This window comes from Lysobacter soli, from assembly GCF_003382285.1.
GTDB classification, from domain to species: domain Bacteria; phylum Pseudomonadota; class Gammaproteobacteria; order Xanthomonadales; family Xanthomonadaceae; genus Lysobacter_J; species Lysobacter_J soli.
Map to the genome: position 1 here is coordinate 121,692 of NZ_QTJR01000001.1, position 21,110 is coordinate 142,801.

General features: G+C 67.1%; 19 protein-coding genes. 5 read left to right on the plus strand and 14 right to left on the minus strand.

The features are described 5' to 3' along the window. Window positions 1-8: 8 nt before the first annotated feature. Entirely contained in the window at window positions 9-3,482 is a 3,474-nt protein-coding gene (locus DX912_RS00570) for an efflux RND transporter permease subunit (protein WP_233433426.1), read from the minus strand. 15 nt (window positions 3,483-3,497) lie between these two features. Continuing rightward, on the minus strand, window positions 3,498-4,631 hold the full coding sequence (locus tag DX912_RS00575) for an efflux RND transporter periplasmic adaptor subunit (protein WP_115840524.1): 1,134 nt from the start codon (window positions 4,629-4,631) through the stop codon (window positions 3,498-3,500). A gap of 299 nt (window positions 4,632-4,930) precedes the next feature. Between DX912_RS00575 and DX912_RS00580 the strand changes: the two genes are divergently transcribed. Both DX912_RS00580 and DX912_RS00585 read left to right on the plus strand, forming a co-directional pair. Then, a complete protein-coding gene (locus DX912_RS00580) occupies window positions 4,931-5,332 on the plus strand; it encodes a c-type cytochrome (RefSeq protein ID WP_115840993.1) in 402 nt (133 codons plus the stop codon). An 8-nt stretch (window positions 5,333-5,340) separates the two neighbouring features. Further along, on the plus strand, window positions 5,341-5,796 hold the full coding sequence (locus tag DX912_RS00585; protein ID WP_115840525.1) for a c-type cytochrome: 456 nt from the start codon (window positions 5,341-5,343) through the stop codon (window positions 5,794-5,796). 166 nt (window positions 5,797-5,962) lie between these two features. Here the strand turns inward: DX912_RS00585 and DX912_RS00590 are convergent, their stop codons facing one another. The 12 genes from DX912_RS00590 to DX912_RS00645 form a co-directional block, all read right to left on the minus strand. Beyond that, window positions 5,963-6,676: a YiaD family glycine zipper/OmpA-like lipoprotein gene (locus tag DX912_RS00590; RefSeq protein ID WP_115840526.1), complete on the minus strand. Its 714-nt coding sequence runs from the start codon at window positions 6,674-6,676 to the stop codon at window positions 5,963-5,965. A 104-nt stretch (window positions 6,677-6,780) separates the two neighbouring features. Further along, window positions 6,781-8,199, minus strand: coding sequence for a WS/DGAT/MGAT family O-acyltransferase (locus DX912_RS00595; RefSeq protein ID WP_233433427.1), 1,419 nt, complete (start codon window positions 8,197-8,199; stop codon window positions 6,781-6,783). Between the two features lie 112 nt (window positions 8,200-8,311). Further along, entirely contained in the window at window positions 8,312-9,748 is a 1,437-nt protein-coding gene (locus tag DX912_RS00600) for a cryptochrome/photolyase family protein (RefSeq protein ID WP_115840528.1), read from the minus strand. Window positions 9,749-9,828: 80 nt separating this feature from the next. Continuing rightward, window positions 9,829-10,941, minus strand: coding sequence for an alanine racemase (gene alr, locus DX912_RS00605; protein ID WP_181902650.1), 1,113 nt, complete (start codon window positions 10,939-10,941; stop codon window positions 9,829-9,831). A gap of 173 nt (window positions 10,942-11,114) precedes the next feature. Beyond that, on the minus strand, window positions 11,115-11,456 hold the full coding sequence (locus DX912_RS00610; RefSeq protein ID WP_115840530.1) for a glycine zipper 2TM domain-containing protein: 342 nt from the start codon (window positions 11,454-11,456) through the stop codon (window positions 11,115-11,117). A 71-nt stretch (window positions 11,457-11,527) separates the two neighbouring features. Beyond that, window positions 11,528-11,758: a KTSC domain-containing protein gene (locus DX912_RS00615; protein ID WP_233433428.1), complete on the minus strand. Its 231-nt coding sequence runs from the start codon at window positions 11,756-11,758 to the stop codon at window positions 11,528-11,530. Window positions 11,759-11,831: 73 nt separating this feature from the next. Next, window positions 11,832-13,244 (minus strand): replicative DNA helicase, encoded by a 1,413-nt coding sequence (locus DX912_RS00620; RefSeq protein WP_115840532.1) that lies wholly within the window; start codon window positions 13,242-13,244, stop codon window positions 11,832-11,834. A 195-nt stretch (window positions 13,245-13,439) separates the two neighbouring features. Then, window positions 13,440-13,748: a hypothetical protein gene (locus DX912_RS00625; protein WP_115840533.1), complete on the minus strand. Its 309-nt coding sequence runs from the start codon at window positions 13,746-13,748 to the stop codon at window positions 13,440-13,442. Between the two features lie 165 nt (window positions 13,749-13,913). Then, window positions 13,914-14,366 (minus strand): 50S ribosomal protein L9, encoded by a 453-nt coding sequence (rplI, locus tag DX912_RS00630; RefSeq protein ID WP_115840534.1) that lies wholly within the window; start codon window positions 14,364-14,366, stop codon window positions 13,914-13,916. 151 nt (window positions 14,367-14,517) lie between these two features. Continuing rightward, window positions 14,518-14,748 (minus strand): 30S ribosomal protein S18, encoded by a 231-nt coding sequence (gene rpsR / locus DX912_RS00635; RefSeq protein WP_031372470.1) that lies wholly within the window; start codon window positions 14,746-14,748, stop codon window positions 14,518-14,520. A 23-nt stretch (window positions 14,749-14,771) separates the two neighbouring features. Continuing rightward, window positions 14,772-15,194 carry a 30S ribosomal protein S6 gene (gene rpsF, locus DX912_RS00640; RefSeq protein ID WP_115840535.1) on the minus strand — a complete coding sequence of 141 codons (423 nt, stop codon included), beginning with the start codon at window positions 15,192-15,194 and terminating at the stop codon, window positions 14,772-14,774. Window positions 15,195-15,455: 261 nt separating this feature from the next. Then, on the minus strand, window positions 15,456-17,261 hold the full coding sequence (locus tag DX912_RS00645) for a DUF885 domain-containing protein (protein ID WP_115840536.1): 1,806 nt from the start codon (window positions 17,259-17,261) through the stop codon (window positions 15,456-15,458). A gap of 137 nt (window positions 17,262-17,398) precedes the next feature. Here DX912_RS00645 and xth point away from each other — a divergent pair, with 137 nt between their 5' ends. The 3 genes from xth (at window position 17,399) to DX912_RS00660 (ending at window position 21,073) form a co-directional block, all read left to right on the plus strand. Next, complete coding sequence (gene xth, locus DX912_RS00650) at window positions 17,399-18,325, plus strand: exodeoxyribonuclease III (RefSeq protein ID WP_233433429.1); 927 nt, start codon at window positions 17,399-17,401, stop codon at window positions 18,323-18,325. An 81-nt stretch (window positions 18,326-18,406) separates the two neighbouring features. Then, the gene (locus DX912_RS00655) at window positions 18,407-18,988 is read left to right on the plus strand and encodes a BON domain-containing protein (protein ID WP_115840538.1); all 582 of its coding nucleotides are present in this window, start codon (window positions 18,407-18,409) and stop codon (window positions 18,986-18,988) included. A gap of 219 nt (window positions 18,989-19,207) precedes the next feature. After that, entirely contained in the window at window positions 19,208-21,073 is a 1,866-nt protein-coding gene (locus DX912_RS00660; protein ID WP_115840539.1) for an ABC transporter ATP-binding protein, read from the plus strand. Window positions 21,074-21,110: the final 37 nt, after the last annotated feature.

Consider the following 21,110-nt stretch of genomic DNA (forward strand, 5'->3'; position numbering starts at 1 on the left):
CGCGCTCCTCAGACCGGCTCGGCGTGGCCGCCGGCGCCTTCGCCCGTGGCGACCGCCCCGTGCGTGCGCTTGGCGCGGTTGACGTAGTAGTCGTCCGCGCGGCGATCCAGCAGGTCGTACACCACCGGGATCACCACCAGCGTCAGCAGCGTGGAGACCAGCAGGCCGCCGATCACGGTGATCGCCATCGGCGAGCGCACTTCCGCGCCCTCGCCCACGGCCACCGCCAGCGGCAGGAAGCCGAACAGCGTGCAGGTCGTGGTCATGATGATCGGGCGCAGTCGCGAACGCGCGCCTTCCACCAGCGCCTCGCGCTTGGCGACGCCCGCCTCCCGCAGCTGGTTGACCTTGTCGACCAGGATGATCGCGTTCTTCACCACCAGGCCGACCAGCAGGATCAGGCCGATGAACACCACCACCGACACCGGCGAATTGGTGAGCAGCAGCGCGAGCACCGCACCGACCAGCGCCAGCGGGATGGTGAACAGGATGACGAACGGATGCAGCAGCGATTCGAACTGCGAGGCCATCACCAGGTACACCAGGAACACCGCCAGTCCGAACGCGAACAGCAGCGCGTTGACCGATTCGGCGAGTTCCTCGCCCTGGCCGCCGATGTGCATGCTCACGCCGGCGCCGAGCGGCTCCTTCGAGACCATGTCCTGCACTTCGCGAACGGCCGTGCCGAGGTCGATGTCGCGCAGGTTCGCCGAGACGATCGCCACGCGCACCTGGTCGGCGCGGTGGATCTCGCTCGGACCGGTCGTGGCGACCACGTCGGCGACCGAGTCCAGCGTCACCGGACGGTTGCTGCCCGGGTTCACGATGAGGCGACGGATGCTGTCGACGGACGCACGGTCGGTTTCGCGGGCGCGCACCAGCACGTCGATCTTGCGATCGCGGAAGCTGTAGCGCGTGGCGACGTCGCCGCGCACCTTCTTCACCACGACGTCGGCGATCTGGCGCGTGGTCAGGCCGAGCGCACCGGCGCGATCCTGGTCGAAGCGGATCTGGATTTCCGGGAAGCCCTCTTCCACCGTCGACTTCACGTCGGCGTAGTGCGGATTGGCGCGCAGCAGCTTGGCCATGCGCTGACCCGCCTGCTGGATGCTTTCCAGGTCCTGCCCGCGCAGCTCGATTTCCAGCGGCGTGGAGAAGCTGAAGAGCTCCGGACGGGCGAAGTCGACCTGCGCACCGGGATGCGCCGTCATCGTTTCGCGCAGGGCTTCGGTCTCGCGCGCCTCGACTTCCTTGCTGCCGCCGTTTTCCATCACGACGGTGAGCTTGCCGATGTTCTCGCCGCTCTCGGTCGGGTTGGCGTCCAGTCGCGTGCCGCTACCGCTCACGCCATACAGCGCGCGGATGCCGTCGTCCTTCGCGTGCTTGAGCTGCAGCTCGCGCACCAGGGCGTCGGTCTCGCGCAACGGCGTACCGGGCGGAAGCTTCACGGTCATCTCGAAGCGGTCCTGCGCCAGCTGCGGGATCAGGTCAGCACCCAGCAGCGGCACGGCGAGCAGCGTCAGCGCGAAGGCCACCGCCGCCGAACCGAGCACCAGCACCGGACGGTTCAACGCGTTCGGCAGCAGCTTCAGGTAGCCGCGTTCGGCACGGGCGTAGGGCGCCATCGCGAGGTCACTGAGCTTGCGCATGACCGGACCGACCACGGCGACCAGTCCGCGCCATGCACGCACGATCAGCCAGGCGATGCCGAAGAAGAACGATCGCAAGGTCCAGCCGATGCCGCGCTTGGTGTACGCCAGCGGCATGCCCAGCTTCGTCTTCGGCTCCCAGCGCGGATGCGGCGCTTCTTCCGGGAAGGCCATCGGCGGGCGGCCCTTGAGCGCGCTCAGCATCGGGATCAGCGTCATCGAGACGATCAGCGAGATGCCGATGGCGAGCGCCACCGTCAGCGCCTGGTCGCGGAACAGCTGGCCCGCGATGCCCTGCACGAACACCAGTGGCAGGAACACGGCGATCGTCGTCAGCGTGGACGCGACCACGGCCATGCTCACCTCGCGCGTGCCGGCAATGGCGGCGTCGAGGATTCCGAGGCCTCGCTCCCGCGCCTTCGCGATGCTTTCCAGCACGACGATGGAGTCGTCCACCACCAGGCCGGTCGCCAGCGCCAGGCCGCCGAGCGACATGACGTTGAGGCTCAGGCCCATCTGGCCCATGAAGAAGAACGTCGCGATGATCGACACCGGCAGCGACAGGCTGATGACGAACGTGCTCCAGCCATCGCGCAGGAACAGGAAGATGATCAGCACCGCCAGCGCGCCGCCGATCACCGCATCCTTCTTGACGTCGGAAATCGCGTGGCGGATGAACTGCGACTGGTCGTCGATCGTCGTCAGTTCGACGTCCGGCGGCACCTGCTGCTTGAGTTCGTCCAGGCGCTTCTGGATCGCGTCGGCCGTGGCGACCGTGTTCGCGTCGCCTTCCTTGTAGATCGCCAGTTCGACCGCTTCCTTGCCCGCCAGGCGGATGATCGCCTCGCGTTCCTTGAAGCCCTGCCGCACGTCGGCGATGTCCTTCAGGCGCACCGGCATGCCGCCGGCGACGGTCGCGCCGCCACCGGAATTGGCGCTCTGCACCGAGGCCGCCGCCGCCATCGCTTCGGCCGAACCGGTCTGCGCCGCGATCGCCGCCATCTGCGCCGCCGCCGAAGCCGCCGCACTGTCGCCGCCGCTCTGCGTGGTGACCAGCATCTCCCGCATTTCCGGCACGCTGGCGAACTGGTTCACCGTGCGCACGAGGTAACGCTGCGAGCCCTCTTCAAGACGGCCGCCCGAGATGTTGATGTTTTCCTGCTGCAGGCGCTGGATGACGGTGTCGATCGGCAGGTTCAGCTGCGCGATCTTCTGCTGGTCGATGTCGACCTGGATTTCGTCTTCCAGGCCGCCGCCGACCTTGACCGCGGCCACGCCTTCGACGGGCTCCAGCTTCTTCTTCAGGTCGTCGTCGGCATAGCGGCGCAGCGCGGTGAGCTGGCGCATGGCCTCGGTGTCGCTTGACGCGTCGGTCTTGGGCGACAGCGCGATGCGGAGGATCGGTTCGGTCGACGGATTGAAGCGCAGCAGCACCGGGGCCTTGGCTTCAAGCGGAAGTTGCAGCACTTCCATCTTGTCGCGGACTTCCAGGCTGGCCTGGTCCATGTCGGTGCCCCAGGCGAACTCGAGCACGACATCGCTCTGGCCCGTGCGCGAGACCGACTTCAGCTTGCGCAGCCCCTTGACCACGCCGACGGCTTCTTCCACCGGCTCGCTGATCAGAGTCTCGATTTCCGACGGCGCCGCACCGGTGTATTCGGTGCGGACCGTCAGCGTGGGATAGCTCAGATCCGGCAGCAGATTGACCTTGAGGTCGCCCAGCGCGATCAGGCCGAAGAGGACGAAGGTGAGGGTCACCATCGCCACCGTCACACGGCGGCGCGTGGAGAACTCCACCAGGTTGAAACCGGGCGTGTGCGCGTGTTGCGTCACGTGGGTTCTCCGCGATTACCGCTTGGTTTCGGGTTTGGCGACGGAAGCGACTTCCTTCTTCGCCTGCGGCTGGCCCAGCACCTGCACGACCGAACCGTCGCGCAGCGCGGTCTTGCCGGCGACGACGACCTGCTCGCCTTCCTTCACGCCGTCGCGCACTTCGGCCCATGAGCCGTCCATGTAGCCCAGCTTGACCGGCACGCGCTTGGTCTTGTCGCCGGTGACGACGAACACCGCCGGATCGCCGTCGTCTTCCAGCAGCGCCACGCGCGGCACGACGAGCGCATCGGCGCGCTGGTCGTAGTCGATCTTGATGCGGCCGAACATGCCCGGCTGCAGGATGCCGTCGCCCTTGAACGCGCAGACCACGCGGAAGGTGCCGCTGCCCGAGTCCACGACCGGCGATACGCGATCCACCGTGCCCTGGAACGTCTTGCCCGGCAGCGCGTCGACGACGAGCGCGACCGGCAGGCCGGCCTTGAGCGTCACCAGTTCGCGCTCGGGCACGTTGAGCGTGGCTTCCAGGCGCGAGGTGTCGACGATGCGGAAGATCGGCGTGTTGATCTGGACGAAGTTGCCGGTCTTGATCGAACGTGAGGCGATCACGCCGGAAATCGGCGCCTCGACGTTCGCGTACGACAGTTCGAGATTGGCCAGGCGATTGGCGGCGCGCGCGTTTTCCAGGTCGTAGCGCAACTGGTCGTTGTCGTTGGCGCTGAGCAGCTTCTGGTCGGCCATCTGCCGGGCGCGGTTGTAGTTCGCTTCCAGCTTGCGCATCGCGGCGCCGGTCTGGGCGGCCTGCAGCTGCGAACGGGCGGAATCGAGGCGAACGAGCGTCTGGCCGGCGCGGACCGGCTGGCCTTCCTCGACCATCACGTTGAGCGCGACGCCCGAGGTCTTGGCGACCACCTGCGACTCAGCCACCGGCTCCAGCGGCGCGGTGCCGGTGTAGCTGGCGGCGACGGCGCGGCGGGAGGCCTTGGCGACCTCGACCGGCACGGCTTCAGGGCCCTTCTTGTCTTCCCCGGCCTTGGCCTGGGCCTCGCCCTCGCCCCCGCCCTTGCAGGCGCTCAGCAGCAACAGGCACGGCAACAGGACGACAGCGGCGCGGGCAAAACCACGGCTGCGATTTCGGGTGAAGTGACGCATGAATTGGACCCCAAGGTGGCTGAGACCGGTGCTTGTGCCGGTGTTGTATGTAGGTATATCACCGCCCCAGTCACCTTCCATCCGCCGAAGGTCATGGTGACTGGAGCCACGTCGTTCGAACGCGCCCGAAAAGCGCGACGCCGGTACGCAAGAACCATCGATGCAAAAAGGGGCGGCTTCGTTGCAATCCGAACCATGGCTATACTTGCCGACTCTTGCGCGGCCGCCTTAATGGGGAGGTGCCACGCAGCCAGCACTGAACCTTTCGCTAGCCATTCGAGATTGCGGACTACGACATGATGCGACCGCTGATGATCGCCGCCTGCTTCCTGCTGACCGCCACCGCATTCAGCGCGTCGGCACAGGACGCCCAGGCTCCCGCCGCCCCGGCCGCTGCTCCTGCAGCCGCGACCCCGACGGCACCGGCTCCGACGGCTCCTGCCCAGCTCAAGGGCGATGCCGCCCGCGGCAAGCAGCTCACCTACACCTGCCAGGGCTGCCACGGCGTCACCGGCTACAAGAATGCGTATCCGAACTACCACGTGCCGCGCATCGGCGGGCAGTCGGAGGTCTACCTGACCAACGCGTTGACCGAATACAAGAAGGGCACGCGCAAGCACCCGACGATGCAGGCCCAGGCGCAGAGCTTCTCGGACCAGGACATCGCCGACATCGCCGCCTTCCTTTCGACCGTGAAGTGAGCAGATCCATGACGAACCCGGCCTTGACCAACAAGTTCCTCGCCATCGCCCTGCTCGCCTCCATCGCGCTCGCCGGTTGCTCCGGCGGCGACACGCCGGCCGAGCATTCGGCCGCCGATCGCGCCGAAGGCCACACCTCGTCCTCCGCGGGCCTGCCGGCCGGCCACATCGCCGCGGGCGAGAAGCTGGCGCAGACCAAGGGCAAGGCCACGGGCCAGTCGTGCTTCGACTGCCACGGCGCCGAAGGCAATGCGCCGATCGACGAGACCTACCCGAAGCTCGCCGGCCAGTACTACGACTACATCGCGCACTCGCTGCAGGCGTACCGCGACGGCGACCGCGACCATCCGCTGATGTCGAGCCAGGCGAAGGACCTGACCGACCAGCAGATCGCCGACCTCGCCGCCTACTTCGGTTCGCGAAAGGGATCGCTGCAGGACCTGCACGGCATGCACCACGACTGATCGCGTCCTCGCGACCGGTACGACAAGGCCCGCGCAAGCGGGCCTTTTTGCTTGCGTCTGGATCGCCGCCCGTGTCGAACTGCATTGCGTGCCGGCTGGATCAGTCGCCGGAAAAAGAAACGGGCCGCATGGGCGGCCCGTTGCTTCGTGCATGCCGTGGTGGCGATCAGGACTCGATCGGCACCAGCGTGATCTCGACGCGGCGGTTCTGCGCGCGGCCGGCTTCGGTGTCGTTGCTGGCGATCGGACGGCTCTTGCCGGCGCCGACCACGATGAAGCGCTCGCGGTTCAGGCCGCGGCTCTGCAGGTAGCTCGACACGGTGTTTGCGCGCTGCTCGGACAGCTTCTGGTTGTAGGCATCGCTGCCGACGCTGTCGGTGTGGCCGGCGACTTCGATCACCGTCTGGTTGTACTCCTGCAGCGTGCGCGCGACGTTGTCGAGCACCGGGTAGAACTCGGGCTTCAGGTTCGACTTGTCGAAATCGAAGGTGATGCCGCTCGGCATGTTGAGGGTGATGTTGTTGCCCTGGCGGACGACGTCCACGCCGGTGCCGGCGGTCTGCTGGCGCAGCGCGGCTTCCTGACGGTCCTGGTAGTTGCCGATGGCCGCACCGGCGAGGCCACCGACGCCCGCGCCGACGAGCGCGCGCTGGCGACGTTCGGTCGCGTCATCGCCACTGAGCAGGCCCGCGGCGACGCCGGCCAGCGCGCCGATGATCGCGCCCTTGCCCGTCTTGCTCATGCCCTGCTGCTGGCCCTGCTGCTGCGGTTGCTGCTGCGGATACGGCTGGCCGTAGTAGTTGCCGCCGCCGGTGGCGCAACCGGCGAGCAGCGCGGTGGTCACGACGGCCACACACGCGGCCTTGACGAAATTCTTCATGGAGTGGTCCTTGCTGGAAGACTGGCTTTTAAGCCGGGAGATCGATGAACGCGCACAAGCTAACCGCGTTCACGTCTCGCGCAAGTGATCGTCGCGTCCGATGTTCAGTCGGCGGCAGGGATCAGCGCCCGTGCCGCATCCGCATCGAGGCGCACGTCCCAGTTTCCCATCAGCGCCAGGTACAGCAGTTTGTCGAACTCCGCCCCGAAGCGGCGGATCACCGCATCGGGATCGGGGATCAGGCGACCATCGGAGATCAATCCGAAATGCACGCGGCCGTTGTAGCTGAGGATCGAGATGCCGATGCCGATCGAACCGGTCTGTGGCACCCAGAACATCATCTCGCGCAGCATGCAGCCCGCCAGGTACAGCGGCTGCTGCGGACCGGGCACGTTGGTCGCCACGGCGGTCGCCTTGCGACTGAACAGTTCCAGCGCCAATCCCTGCACCGACGCGGGCGCCATGCCGAGTGCGGCGAGCAATCCGTAGGCGACGATCGCCTGACGCGAGCGCTTCAGGTCTTCCATGCATTGCGCAACACGTTCTAGGCGCCGGATCGGATTGTCCTCACCGACGGGAAGATCGAGGAACACCAGACCGAAGTGATTCCCGAGCTTGCGCGCATGTTCGAGCGGACGCAGGTTCACCGGTACCGTCGCACGTAGCGTGAGTCCGTCGACGTGGTCGCCGCGCTCGATCATGTAGCTGCGCAGCGCGCCGGCAGCAGTCGCCATCAGCACGTCGTTGACGGTGCAGTCGCAGGCGCGGCCGACGGCCTTCACTTCCTCCAGGTCCAGCGGTTCGGCCCATGCGACGCGCTTGCTCGTGCCGAGCCGGCCGCGCAGCATCGACGGCGGGTCGTCGGAGAGCGACAGCGCGTGCAGCAGCTCGCGGGCGATCTCCCCGCCCTCCTTCGCCAGCACCGCGGCGAGTGAAGGGTCGCGGTACATCTCCAGTCCCTTCTCCACGACCTTGCTGCCCAGCTGCACATAGCGATCAACCGCACCGACGCGACGCGCGACGCCGGCGTGCTCCTTCTTGAGCCAGGTGCGCGGCAGTTCGCTTCCGTCTCCCTCGTCGGGTTGCGTGTCGGTCAGCGACAACAGCACCTGCACCAGCGCGATGCCGTCGGCGTAGCTGTGGTGGATGCGCGCGACCAGCGCCGAGCCGCCGCCGTCGAAACGTTCGACCAGGTGGAACTGCCACAGCGGTCGATCGTGATTGAGCGGCGAGGACGCAAGCTGGCTGACGAAGCGCTCCAGCGCGCGCTTGTCGGCGCGACCGGGCAAGGCGGCGTGCTGCACGTGCCAGTCGAGGTTGAAGTTCAGGTCGTTTTCCCACTGCGCGCCGGCCGGCGTGACCACGGCCTTCTGGCGGAATCGCCGGTAGGAAAGGAAGCGCTGCTTCACCACGCGCTTGAGCCGTTCCAGCGACATCGGTTCGGCGAACATCAGCACGCCGGTGATCATCATCGGGTTGGTCGGCCGCTCCATGCGCAGCCACGCCGTGTCGACCCGCGACATCGGTTCGCGGCGACCGCGCCGGCGTGCTCCAGTCCGTGTCGCCATGGCCGTCGGCTCTCCCGTGCGTGACCGGCCGAGTGAATCACGGCCTCGCGAGCAGCGTCAACGCGGCTCAGCCGCGCAGCTTGCGGTACGCCGCCAACGCCGAATCGCGCCCGGCGCCCATGTCGACCAGCGGCTGCGGCGGATAGTCGGGCGCCACGCGACGCAGCGCCTGCGGGTCCTGCCAGGGCGAGAAGCGCAGCGGCACCGGCAGCCCGGCGAGCTCCGGCACCCAGCGCGCGATATAGCGCCCGTCGGGATCGAACTTCGTCGCCTGCAGCACCGGATTGAACACGCGGAAGTACGGCGCCGCATCCGCCCCCGTGCCGGCGACCCACTGCCAGCCGAGCGTGTTGTTCGCCAGGTCCGCGTCGACCAGCGTGTCCCAGAACCAGCGCGCGCCGTGGCGCCAGTGGTAGCGCAGGTGCTTGGTCAGGAAGCTCGCGACGATCATGCGCACGCGGTTGTGCATCCACCCGGTGTGCCATAGCTCGCGCATGCCGGCATCGACGATCGGCACGCCGGTACGTCCCTGCTGCCAGTCGGCCAGCTGCGCCTGCGACAGCTTCGACCACGCGAAATCGTTGAAGCGCTCGTCGAAATTGCGGTCCGGCGTTTCCGGGAAGTGATGCAGCAGGTGATGCGCGAACTCGCGCCATCCCAGTTCGCGGAGGAAGGCGTCGATGTCCGCGCCATTTCCGGCCGTGCGTTCGCGTTCCAGCACCGACGCCACGCGCCACGGTGCGATCTCGCCGAAATGCAGGTGCGGCGAAAGGCGCGACGTGCCGATGCGGTCGGGCCGGTCGCGCTGGTCGCGATACCCGCGCAGCGCGCCGTCGACGAAGGCGTCCAGCGCCGCGTACGCGCCGGCCTCGCCGGGCGTCCATTCGTCCCAGAAGGTGCGATCCCAGCCGAGCTTTGGTGCGAGCTTGAGCGCCGCCAGCGGCACGCCCGCCGGACCTTCGTCGCTGTCGGGCAGGTGCTTCGGCGCATCGATGCACAGGCCGAGCTGCCACTGCGCCAGCAGCGTCTTCCAGTACGGCGTGAACACCTTGAACGGCAGGCCCTGCTTGTTCCGCACCGTCCACGGTTCGAACAGCAGCGCGGCGTTGAAGCTCTCCACGCGGACGCCCTGCTGGCGCAGCGTGGTCTTGATGTTCGCGTCGCGGCGCTCGCACGCCGGCTCGTATCGGCGATTCCAGAAGACCGCTTCGGCACCGGTGGTGGCGATCAGCGACTGCAGCGTCGCCAGGCTCGGCCCGAAGAAATGGCGCAGGTGCGAACCGCGTTCGCGCAGCGCGGCGTCGAGCGCGGCCAGCGAACGGTGGCGCCACGCGTCCGATGCCGCACCGGGCGCCCAGTCGCCGCCTTCATCGGGCGCGTGGATGTAGACCGGGATGGGCACGTAGCCGTTGTCGAGCGCCGCCTGCAGCGCCGGGTTGTCGTCCAGGCGCAGGTCGTTGCGGAACCACACCAGCGCAAGCGCGTTGGATTCGCCAGCGGACATCGGCCACCCGGGAAAGCGGAACGGAATCGTTCCGCAAGTATGCCCAAGGCACGCAACGGCGCGTCAATGCGCCGCCGGGGTCAGCCGCCGCGGTATTCGCGCGGAATGCGGTCGTTGAGACCGACCAGGATCTCGTAGGGAATCGTGCCGGCGAGCGTCGCGACGTCCTCGGCGCGGATCGCGTCCCCGCCCTGCTCGCCGATCAGCACGACGTCGTCCTCGTTGAACGCGCTGTCGCCGCCGATGTCGACCATGAACTGGTCCATGCACACGCGCCCGACGATGGGATACCGGTGCCCGCGGATCAGCACCGAGCCGCGCGAGGAGAGCGAGCGCGGGAAGCCGTCGCCATAGCCGATCGGCACCGTCACCACGCGCGTGTCGTGGTCGGACCGCCAGGTCGCGCCATAGCTCACCGGATTGCCCGCCTTCACCACCTTGAAGTACACGACCTGCGAGCGCAGCGACATCGCCGGCTTCACGTCGATGGTGCATTGCGAGGCGGGATCGGGCAGCACGCCGTACAGCACGATGCCGGGGCGGACCATGTCGAGCCAGGTCTGCGGGAAATGGAGCACGCCGCCGGAATTGGCCAGATGGCGCAGCGGCATTGGTGCGCCCAGGCGTTCGATGTGCGCGCAGGCGTCATGGAAGCGCTCGACCTGCTTGCCCGTCATGTCCGACGACGGGTCGTCCGAGCACGCCAGGTGCGAATAGATGCCCTTCAGCACGCACCACTTCGACGCCACCGCCGCTTCGACGAATGATTTCGACGAATAGCTGTGGACGCCGATGCGCTCCATGCCGGTGTCGATCTTCAGGTGAATCACGGCCTTGCGCCCCATCGCCTCGGCGGCGGCTTCCACCTGCCGGAGCTTGTCGAGCGAGGACACCGTGATTTCCAGGTCGTGCGCGATGAACTGCGCCACCTGCGGCCCGAAGATGCCGCCGAGCACCAGCACCGGCGCGGTGATGCCGGCGCGCCGCAGCGCGATGCCTTCCTCGACGAACGCGACGCCCAGTTGCTCCACGCCCTGCGCCTGCAGATGCAACGCCACCGGCACCAGCCCGTGGCCGTAGGCGTTCGCCTTCACGATGCCCATTACAGGCACGCCGACGTGCGCTCGGATGGCGCGGAGGTTGTGCGAAAGGTTGTCCAGATCGACCGTGATGCGAGTCGGACGCTCGCTCACGGCGGGAGGCATGCCAGGCGTGGAGTGCACTGCGTATCCGGTGCGGGGGCTCGGATTCGCATTCTAACGAGGGATGGCGCTACTCAACTCGACTAGAGCCCCTCTCCCGCATGCGGGAGAGGGGTTGGGGTGAGGGCTGGAACGATGATGCTCGGGCCTCGATTCACGGCGCCTCAGTCGCACCGCCGCTCGATCACCGTCTCGGTCTTCTTCTGCTGGTTGTCCTGGATCTTGCGGCCCGCGAACGCACCGCCGACGGCGCCTGCCGCCGTGGCGATCTTCTTGCCGCTGCCGCCGCCGACCTGGTTGCCCAGCAGACCGCCGACGAGACCGCCGGCGACGGTGCCGGTGACCTTGTGCTCGTCCTTCACTTCCTTGGGCTTCTGCACTTCCACGTCGTAGCAGTGCTTGCCCTTCGTGGACGAACTGCCCGACTGCCATGCCATCGCGGGCCCGGCAAGCGCGAAGGCGGCGACCGACACGATGAGGATGCGGGAGACAGGGAAACGAGGCATGACGGCTCTCCTATGGCGACCGCATTCACGCTGCGCCGGACGCCGTTACGGGGGCGTCAATCCGCGCCGGTTCACCGCCTGCGCGTTCGCAGGGCTTCATCTTCGTCCACGTGTTCGTAGTCGAAGCCCGCGTTCCGGATGCGTTCCGCGAAAAACTGCCCGTGAGAATCGGCGGCCATGAGGCCGGCGTGCAGATGCGGCGGAACGTCAAAGTAGCGGTATATCTCGCCGCTGGTGAACTCGACCTCGAGCACGCGCTGGTCGGCGTCGTAGCCGACGCTCGTCATGGCTTCCGATTCCACGCGTACCCGTTCCATCGGCAGCGGACGTTACCGCTGCGCGCGTTAGATCGACGTCGATGCGGCGCGGCAGGAGTTATTCGAAGCTGCCGACCGAATCGTGCGACAGGTTGTCGAAACGCGTGTACTCGCCGAAGAACTTGAGCTTGATCGAGCCGGTCGGGCCCGAACGCTGCTTGCCGATGATGACTTCGGCCAGTCCCTTGTCCGGCGAGTTCTCCTTGTTGTAGTAGTCGTCGCGGTAAATGAACATGATCATGTCCGCGTCCTGCTCGATGGCGCCCGATTCGCGAAGGTCGGCCATCACCGGGCGCTTGTCGGTACGCGTTTCCAGCGAGCGGTTGAGCTGGGACAAAGCGATCACCGGCACCTGCAGTTCCTTCGCCAGGCCCTTGAGCGAACGCGAGATCTCGGAGATTTCCGTCGCGCGGTTCTCGCTGTTGCCCGGCACCGACATCAGCTGCAGGTAATCGATGACGATCAGCCCCAGGCCGTGTTCGCGCTTGAGGCGGCGCGCCTTGGCCGACAGCTTCACCGGCGACAGGCCGGGTTCGTCGTCGATGAAGATCTTCACTTCGCGAAGCTGGCGGATCGCGCCGGTGACGCGGCTCCAGTCCTCGTCTTCCAGCTGGCCGGTACGCAGGCGCTGCGCGTTGACGCGGCCGACCGAGGAGATCAGGCGCATCGCCAGCTGCGAGGCCGACATTTCCATCGAGAACACCGCCACCGGCAGCTTGCTGCGGAAGGCGGCGGTCTCGGCCATGTTCAGCGCAAGCGTCGTCTTGCCCATCGCGGGACGCGCGGCAAGGATGATCAGGTCGGTCTTCTGCAGGCCGGCCGTCATCATGTCCAGCTCGGTGTAGCCGGTCGACAGGCCGGTCACGCCGCTGCCGTTGGTGTAGCGCGTCTGCAGCGTGTCGAAGGCTTCCGACAACGCCTTGGTGACCGGCGTGAAGTCAGTCTTTCCGTTGGTGTTGGCCTGCGCGATCGCCAGCACCTGGCGCTCGGCTTCCTCGAGGATTTCAGCCGAGTCGCGACCGTCCGGCTGGAAGCCGTCGTTGACGATGCCGGTGCCGACGTCGATGAGCTGGCGCAGGATCGCCTTGTCGCGGACGATCTCGGCGTAGGCGGCAATGTTGGCGGCCGACGGCGTGTTGGTCGCCAGTTCGATGAGGTAGGCGCCACCGGCGACCTGCTCGCTCAGGCCCTGCGATTCGAACCATTCGCCGAGCGTGACGGCGTCGAACGGCCGGTTCTTCTCGGCCAGTTCGCTGATGGCGCGGAAGATCAGCTGGTGATCCCGGCGATAGAAATCCTGGTCGCTGAGCTGGTCGGCGATGCGGTCCCAGGAATCGGGCGCGAGCATGAGGCCGCCAAGCACGGCCTGTTCGGCTTCGATCGACTGGGGCGGCACGCGCAACTGGTCCATGCGCTGCTCGTTGCGCGTCTCGAACCGTTTTTCCCTGCGAAAACCAGGTCGTGCGCTCATGCCCTCAGTCACCTTTTCCGTGCGCCGTCGCGCCGGCCGTGTCGTTATCGCGGGTCGGGCATCGTAGACGCGGAACGTGTCGGGGCGTTGCAGATAAGTCTGTGGATATCGCGTGGATACTCATGACGGGCATGGAGCCACGGCCTTGTCGCAGCAGGTGCGACGCCCGCCACGCGACGGGCGGTTGGATCGACGTCAGCCGACGGTCGCAATTCCGGCGCGGCTGCGCATCCCGGGCGAGATGACCGACAGCAGGTCGTCCAGCGCCTCGTCGCGCCAGCGGCCGATGCGCCGCGGCTGCAGCGCACCGGCGATGTGCTGGTCGATCAGGCGGGCGATGATCGGGAATACCGTGTCGGCGTCGGCTTCGCAGGCGTCGCGAAGGCTGGCGGCGATGAGGTCGGCGAACGAGAGCGGTGCCGACGGGAGCGTGCAGTCCTGCAACGAAGCCAGGGTGAGCTCGAGCGACGGGTCGAGCGCGGGAAGGTCGAGGCGCTGGTCCATGGCGGCGGCGATATCGGGAGAAGTGCCGCGACTGTGTCACGCACTATCCCGACGCCCTATCGGATTAATCCGAAAACACCCCCCGCTCTTCCTACGCGGAAGTTGACGCAAAAAGAAAGGGCGCCCGGAGGCGCCCTTTCCTTCAAGCTCGCGCGGTGACCGCGATCAGGCGACTTCGCCGACCACGATGACCTTGACGGTGGCTTCGATGTCGGCGTGCAGGTGCACGACGATCTCGTATTCGCCGGTGCGACGCAGCGGGCCTTCGCCCAGCACGACTTCCGACTTCTCGACCTTGTGGCCGTGCTTGGTCAGCGCATCGGCGATGTCGCGCGGCGTGATCGAGCCGTACAGCTTGCCTTCGGTCGAGGCGTTCGCGGTGATGGTCACCTCGACGCCTTCCAGCGCGGCCTTGCGGCCTTCGGCGCCTTCCAGGGCGGCCTTGGCCTTGGCTTCGTACTCGGCGCGGCGCGCTTCGAACTCGGCCAGGTTGGCGGCGGTCGCCGGGGCGGCCTTGCCGTACGGGATCAGGTAGTTGCGGCCGAAGCCCGGCTTGACGTTGACCTTGTCGCCGAGCTTGCCGAGGTTCTGCACGTTCTGCAGGAGGATCAGTTGCATGGTGTTGCTCCGTATTCGTTAGCGAGCCGGGGGCCCGCAGCGGGTTGCGCTGTCCGAAGACCGCGGCGTCTTTCCCTCACCCCTGCCCTCTCCCGCACGCGGGAGAGGGGGACAAGGTGTTTCCTCCCTCGCGGGAGGAAACGACGTCGCCTTAGGCGTTGTGGTTGTCGGTGTACGGGATCAGGGCCAGGAAACGGGCGCGCTTGACGGCCGTTGCCAGCTGGCGCTGGTACTTCGACTTGGTACCGGTCACGCGGCTCGGCACGATCTTGCCGGTCTCGGTGAGGTACTGGCGCAGGGTGTTGAGATCCTTGTAGTCGATCTCCTTCACACCCTCGGCGGTGAACTTGCAGAACTTGCGGCGACGGAAGAACTTGGACATGAGTGTGTGCTCCTAGGGCGTGATCAGGCGGCTTCGGCGTTGTCGTCGGAAGACTCGTCGGCCGTGCCGACGCCTTCCTCGTCACGGCGGCGACGCTCGCCACGCTCGGGCTTGTCGCCCTTCTCGTCCTTGTACTTCATGATCAGCGACTGCTCGGTGTCGGCTTCGTCGCGCTTGATCACCAGGTGGCGCAGGACGGCGTCGTTGAAACGGAAACCGTCGACCAGCTCGTTCAGGACGTTCTGGGTGCACTCGATGTTGAGCAGCACGTAGTGGGCCTTGACCAGGTTCTCGATCGGGTAGGCCAGCTGGCGACGACCCCAGTCTTCCAGACGGTGGATCTTGCCTTCGCCGCCTTCGATCAGGCCCTTGTAGCGCTCGACCATGGCCGGCACCTGCTCGCTCTGGTCCGGATGGACCAGGAACACGACTTCGTAATGACGCATTGTGTGATTCCTTGTGGATGATGGCCGCGGGCGTTTGCCGCGTCCGGATCAGCCCCCCGGCACCCGGAACTGGGCGCGGTGGAGCAAGGTCTCCCGCCGACCGGGGTCGTGGGAGCCGGAAAGTATGGCGGATCAAAGGGTTGAAGGCAAACGGGCAGCTACTTACCGGGGGGGCCACTACCGCCATCCTTGGCAGGACACATCCGGCTTCGGAGAGCCCTGGCCGGCCATCCCTGGCCGGGCGTTCGCAGCCGCGCGAACCTACGGCTCGCGAGCGCGTCGGCTCATCCAGTCGTCGATATGCGCCTCCAGCGCCTCCAGCGGGACCGAGCCCGTCTCCAGCACCGCGTCGTTGAACTCGCGCAGGTCGAACTTCGGGCCCAGCTGCTTCGAGGCCTTCTCACGCAGCTCGGAGATCTTCAGCTGGCCGATCTTGTACGCCAGCGCCTGGCCCGGCCAGCCGATGTAGCGGTCGATCTCGTTGACCACGTCCTGGCGGGTCTTGGGCGAGTTGTCCATGAAGAAGGCGATGGCTTGGTCGCGGGTCCAGCCCTTGCTGTGCATGCCGGTGTCCACGACCAACCGCACGGCGCGCCACATGTCGTAGGCGAGCTGGCCCATCCGGTCGTACGGGTCGTCGTACAGGCCCATGTCGTAGCCCAGGCGCTCCGCGTACAGGCCCCAGCCCTCGCCGTAGGCGACGAAGTACCCGACGCGGCGGAACATCGGCACGTCCGGCAGTTCCATGCCGCGCGCGAACTGGAAGTGGTGCCCCGGCACGGCCTCGTGCAGCGACAGCGGCATCATTTCCCACTTCGGCCGCACTTCCGGCTTGTAGAGGTTCACGTAGTAGAAGCCCGCCCGCGTGCCATCGACGGCGCCGGGCTGGTAATACGCGGTGGTAGTGTCGGGCGCGATGTTGTCCGGGATCGGCCGCACGCCGTACGGCAGGCGCGGAATGGTCTTGAAGACCTTCACCAGCTCCGGATCGATGCGCTTTGAGATCGCCTGGTAGGCGGTGAACAGCTCCTGCGGCGTCTTGTAGAAGAACTTCGGGTCGGTGCGCAGGTGTTCGAAGAACTCCGGCAGCGTGCCCTTGAAGCCGACTTCGGCCTTGATCTTCTCCATCTCCGCGCGGATGCGCGCGACTTCCTTCAGGCCGATCTGGTGGATCTGGTCGGCCGACAGGTCCGTCGTGGTGAAGTAGCGCGCCACGAAGTCGTAGTAGGCCTTGCCATCGGGCAGATCGACCGCGGCGATCGACGTGCGCGTCCTGGGCAGGTAGTCGTCCTTGAAGAACGTCGCGAACTGGCGGTACGCCGGCACGATGTCTTTCGCGATGACCTGCTTCGCCTCGGCCTGCAATGCGGCGCGATCGGCCGGCGAGATGGCGTCGGGAAATTTCGCGAACGGCTTGTAGAACGGGCTCTTGGCCGGATCGTCGACCAGCTGCGACTGGATCTGCGCCGGCACGCGCTCCATCAGCACGCGCGGCGGCGTGTTGCCGCTGGCGGCGCCCTCGCGCAGCAGGGCCTGGTTCTGCTCGATCAGCTTCGGCAGCGCGCGCATGCGGGCGAGCCAGTCGCGGTAGTCCTTCACCGTGGCGAACGGCAGCACCTCGGCGATGCCTTCGGCGGTCTGCACGCCGCCGCTCAGGCCGATCGGCTGCAGGTATTCGCGGTACTTCTGGCGTTCGACCGCCTTCTCTAGGCTCAACGCGAACACGTCGTAGCTGAGGCGGTCGTCTTCGGTCAGCGCATTGCGGTCGATCGCCTTCAGCCGCTGCAACGCCTTGCGGTCGCCTTCCATGCGCTGCTCGATCGCCGGCAGGCTCATGTCGGTCCACCGGTCGTTGTAGCGCTTGTCGCCGCGCCAGCTCGCTTCTTCCGGGTTCTCGCGCATGCCGCGCTCCCACTCCTCGTCGAACAGCGCGTGCAGCGCCTTCGCTGCGGGAGACTGGACGGAAGCGGTCGGCGCGACGCGCGTCGTGGAAGGCGCCTGCGCGAAGGCCGGCGAAGCGGAGAGGCAGGCGGCGACGGCCGCGGCGAGCAGTGCGTGTCGAAGCATGGGCAATCCCCCGGAAGATCGTTGGCCGAGTCTAGCCGCCCTCGCCTTCCACGGGTTTGATGGCGATTGCCGGGAACCGAGCCTTCACGACAGGCCGGCTAGCGTGCAACGCGTCCTCATCGACGGCGGCATCGCACGTGAAAATCGCCACCTTCAACATCAACGGCGTGAACACGCGCCTGCCCGCGCTGCTGGAGTGGCTGCGCCGCGAGCAGCCCGACGTCGCCTGCCTGCAGGAACTGAAGGCGCCCGAGGAGGCCTTCCCAGCGCAAGCCATCGCCGAGGTCGGTTACGGCGCGATCTGGCACGGGCAGAAGTCCTGGAACGGCGTGGCGATCCTCGCGCGCGACGCCGAGCCGGTGGAGATCGGCCGCGGCCTGCCGGGCGATCCGGACGACGTGCAGAGCCGCTACATCGAAGCGGCCGTCGGCGGCATCGTCGTGGTCTGCCTGTACCTGCCCAACGGCAATCCGCAGCCAGGACCGAAGTTCGACTACAAGCTCGCGTGGATGGACCGCCTCCACCAGCGCGCGCAGCACTGGTTCGACAGCGGCCAGCCGGTGGTGATGGCCGGCGACTACAACGTCGTGCCCACCGACGAGGACATCTACAACCCCAAGTCCTGGCGCAAGGACGCGCTGCTGCAGCCCGAAAGCCGCGAACGCTACCAGCGCCTGCTCGACCAGGGCTGGACGGACGCGGTGCGACACGTGTTCGGCGAGGAGCGCGTGTACACGTTCTGGGACTACTTCCGCCAGCACTGGGAACGCAACGCCGGCCTGCGCATCGATCACCTGCTGCTCAACGCCGAACTGCTCCCGCGCCTGCGCGCGGCCGGCGTGGATCGCTGGGTGCGCGGCCAGGTGAAACCCAGCGACCACGCGCCGACGTGGATCGAACTGGGGCCGGCGAAAGCGGCGAAGAAGGCGGGCAGCAAGTCGGCTAAGAAATCTGCGAAGAAGACCGCAAAGAAGGCGACGAAGAAAGCCGTCAAGAAGGTCGCGAAAAAAGCGACGAAGAAGGCCACGCCGCCGTCGAAGCGGACGCGACGCGCAGCCGGATGAAACGAAGCGATTACGACGCGTTGCCGCCGCGCTAACCCGCTCCTTCGCAGCATCGGTCCATCGAACACGACAGGAGCGATCATGGCCAGGCATCCGGACGACAAGCATCGACAGGAGCTCTACCGCGGCATGCCGTCGGTAACGAACCGCTCCTGGGGCACGCCGAAGCAGGACGACGGGTTCGGTTATCCGGGCCAGAGCGGCTACGGCGAATCGCGGCCGGACGCAAAACGCGGCGCTAATGCGGAGCGGACGGGCGGTCATCGCGGGCGCGGGCCACGCAACATCCTGCGTTCGGACGAACGCATCGCCGACGACCTGATCGAGCGCCTCACGCGCGACGAGGAAATCGATGCCAGCGAGATTCTCGTCGCCGTCGAGGCCGGCTCGGTGACGCTGACGGGGGAGGTGCCCGAGCGTCGCATGAAGCATCTGGCGGAAAACCTGGCCGCCGAGGTCCAGGGCGTCCGCGAAGTCCACAACCGCATCCACGTCGACAAGGGCGCCCGCTCGTTCGGCCCTCCGGGCCGGGCCGTGCGCAGCGGCTACGACCAGCAGGGCAGCGGCTTCTCCAGTTCCGAATTCGACAACTGGGACGACAGCAACGACGACGCGCACGACGAGAACCGGCGTGCACCGATGCGTCGGCCTCGGGAGCACTGAGGGCCCAAACACCGAGGGCTTGAATAAGCCAGCGCCTGAAATGCCGTCATTCCCGCGAAGGCGGGAATCCATCGGTCCGACGCATCACCCTTCGGCCAGCGTGCCGTCGCGTGGAGATGGATCCCCGCCTTCGCGGGGATGACACCTCAAACCCGCGAGATCCTTGCGCCCTGTAACGCACTGACATCGCCCCTGCACGTCCCGGTGCACAATCGCCGCATGAGCGATCCCCACGCGGCCGGTGCCGCCCCACGTCCCAGCCTGCGCGAGCGTTTCAACGCGTTGCGCAACCTGCCTCCGTTCCTCCGGATGGTGTGGTCCACCAGTCCCCTGCTCTCGCTGATGACCATCGGCCTGCGTGTCGTGCGCGCGCTGCTGCCGGTCGCCACGCTGTACGTGGGCAAGCTGATCATCGACGAAGCCGTGCGCCTGGTCGCGGCGGGCAACGGGTTCGACACGCTCGGGAATGCCTGGCACAGCGGCCAGCTCGATACGTTGCTTTCGCTGCTCGCGCTGGAATTCGCGCTGGCCATCGGTTCCGACCTGCTCGGCCGGCTGGTGAGCTACGGCGACGCGCTGCTGTCGGAGCTGTTCACCAACGCCACCAGCGTGCGCCTGATGGAACATGCGGCGACGCTGGATCTTGAGGATTTCGAAGATCCCGACCTGCAGGACAAGCTCGACCGCGCGCGCCGCCAGACGATGGGCCGCATGAACCTGATGAGCCAGCTCTTCGGCCAGGTGCAGGACGCGATCACGGTGGTGAGTTTCGCCGCGGGCCTGCTGGTGTATGCGCCGTGGCTCATCGTGTTGCTGGCGGTCGCGCTGGTGCCGGCATTCGTCGGCGAGGCGCATTTCAACGCGCTGGGCTACTCGCTCAATTTCGCCTGGACGCCCGAACGCCGCCAGCTGGAATACGTCAAGCAGATGGGCGCCAGCGTGGACACCGCGAAGGAGGTGAAGATCTTCAACCTCCACCGGTTCCTGATCGCCCGCTATCGCGAACTCGCCGACGCGCTGTTCCACGCGAATCGCGCGCTGGCGCGGCGGCGTGCGATGTGGGGCGCGCTGCTGGCGGCGCTGGGCACGCTCGGCTACTACGTCGCCTACGGTTACATCGCGTGGCGCACGGTGCGCGGCGATTTCAGCATCGGCGACCTCACCTTCCTCGCCGGCAGCTTCCTGCGACTGCGCCAGTTGCTGGAAGGACTGCTCGTCGGCTTCTCGCAGGTCGCCGGGCAGGCGCTGTATCTCGACGACCTGTTCTCGTTCTTCGAGATCCAGCCGGAGATCGCATCGCCCGCCAACGCGGCGGCGGTGCCGCGGCCGATCGCACGCGGCTTCACCTTCGAGAACGTCGGCTTCCGTTATCCCGACGCCGAGAAGTGGGCGCTGCGCGGGCTCGACTTCGAACTGCGTGCCGGCGAAGTGCTGGCGCTGGTCGGCGAGAACGGCGCCGGCAAGACGACGCTGGTGAAGCTGCTCGCGCGGCTCTACGACCCCGACGAGGGCCGCATCCTGCTCGACGGCCGCGACCTCCGCGACTACGACCTGGATGACCTGCGCGGCAACGTCGGCGTGATCTTCCAGGACTTCGTGCGCTATCACCTCACCGCCGGCGAGAACATCGGCGTGGGCCGCATCGACGCGATGGACGACGCCGACCGCATCCGCGACGCCGCACGTCGCGCGATGGCCGACGAGATGATCGAGCGCCTGCCCAACCGCTACGACCAGCTGATCGGCCGGCGTTTCAAGACCGGCGTGGATCTGTCCGGCGGCCAATGGCAGAAGCTCGCCATCGCCCGCGCCTACATGCGCGACGCGCAGGTGATGATCCTCGACGAACCGACGGCGGCGCTCGACGCGCGCGCCGAATTCGAGGTGTTCCAGCGTTTCAAGGAACTCTCGCACGGGAAAACGGCGGTGCTGATCTCCCATCGCTTCAGCAGCGTGCGGATGGCCGATCGCATCCTCGTGCTGGCCGACGGACGCCTGGAGGCCAGCGGCACGCACGAACAGCTGCTCGCGCAGGGCGGCCGCTACGCGGAATTGTTCGAGCTGCAGGCGGCCGGTTATCGTTGAGCCCGACGCGCCGGCACTTACGCCACAACCGGCAAAC

What these genes read in the sequence shown, in the direction of transcription:
- DX912_RS00620 (WP_115840532.1), bottom strand. Translation starts at nt 13,244, where the DNA reads ATGAGCGCACGACCTGGTTTTCGCAGGGAAAAACGGTTCGAGACGCGC.
- DX912_RS00645 (WP_115840536.1), bottom strand. Translation starts at nt 17,261, where the DNA reads ATGCTTCGACACGCACTGCTCGCCGCGGCCGTCGCCGCCTGCCTCTCC.
- DX912_RS00655 (WP_115840538.1), top strand. Translation starts at nt 18,407, where the DNA reads ATGGCCAGGCATCCGGACGACAAGCATCGACAGGAGCTCTACCGCGGC.
- DX912_RS00580 (WP_115840993.1), top strand. Translation starts at nt 4,931, where the DNA reads ATGCGACCGCTGATGATCGCCGCCTGCTTCCTGCTGACCGCCACCGCA.
- DX912_RS00575 (WP_115840524.1), bottom strand. Translation starts at nt 4,631, where the DNA reads ATGCGTCACTTCACCCGAAATCGCAGCCGTGGTTTTGCCCGCGCCGCT.
- DX912_RS00595 (WP_233433427.1), bottom strand. Translation starts at nt 8,199, where the DNA reads ATGTCGCGGGTCGACACGGCGTGGCTGCGCATGGAGCGGCCGACCAAC.
- DX912_RS00585 (WP_115840525.1), top strand. Translation starts at nt 5,341, where the DNA reads ATGACGAACCCGGCCTTGACCAACAAGTTCCTCGCCATCGCCCTGCTC.
- DX912_RS00600 (WP_115840528.1), bottom strand. Translation starts at nt 9,748, where the DNA reads ATGTCCGCTGGCGAATCCAACGCGCTTGCGCTGGTGTGGTTCCGCAAC.
- rpsF (WP_115840535.1), bottom strand. Translation starts at nt 15,194, where the DNA reads ATGCGTCATTACGAAGTCGTGTTCCTGGTCCATCCGGACCAGAGCGAG.
- DX912_RS00590 (WP_115840526.1), bottom strand. Translation starts at nt 6,676, where the DNA reads ATGAAGAATTTCGTCAAGGCCGCGTGTGTGGCCGTCGTGACCACCGCG.
- DX912_RS00610 (WP_115840530.1), bottom strand. Translation starts at nt 11,456, where the DNA reads ATGCCTCGTTTCCCTGTCTCCCGCATCCTCATCGTGTCGGTCGCCGCC.
- DX912_RS00660 (WP_115840539.1), top strand. Translation starts at nt 19,208, where the DNA reads ATGAGCGATCCCCACGCGGCCGGTGCCGCCCCACGTCCCAGCCTGCGC.
- rpsR (WP_031372470.1), bottom strand. Translation starts at nt 14,748, where the DNA reads ATGTCCAAGTTCTTCCGTCGCCGCAAGTTCTGCAAGTTCACCGCCGAG.
- DX912_RS00625 (WP_115840533.1), bottom strand. Translation starts at nt 13,748, where the DNA reads ATGGACCAGCGCCTCGACCTTCCCGCGCTCGACCCGTCGCTCGAGCTC.
- rplI (WP_115840534.1), bottom strand. Translation starts at nt 14,366, where the DNA reads ATGCAACTGATCCTCCTGCAGAACGTGCAGAACCTCGGCAAGCTCGGC.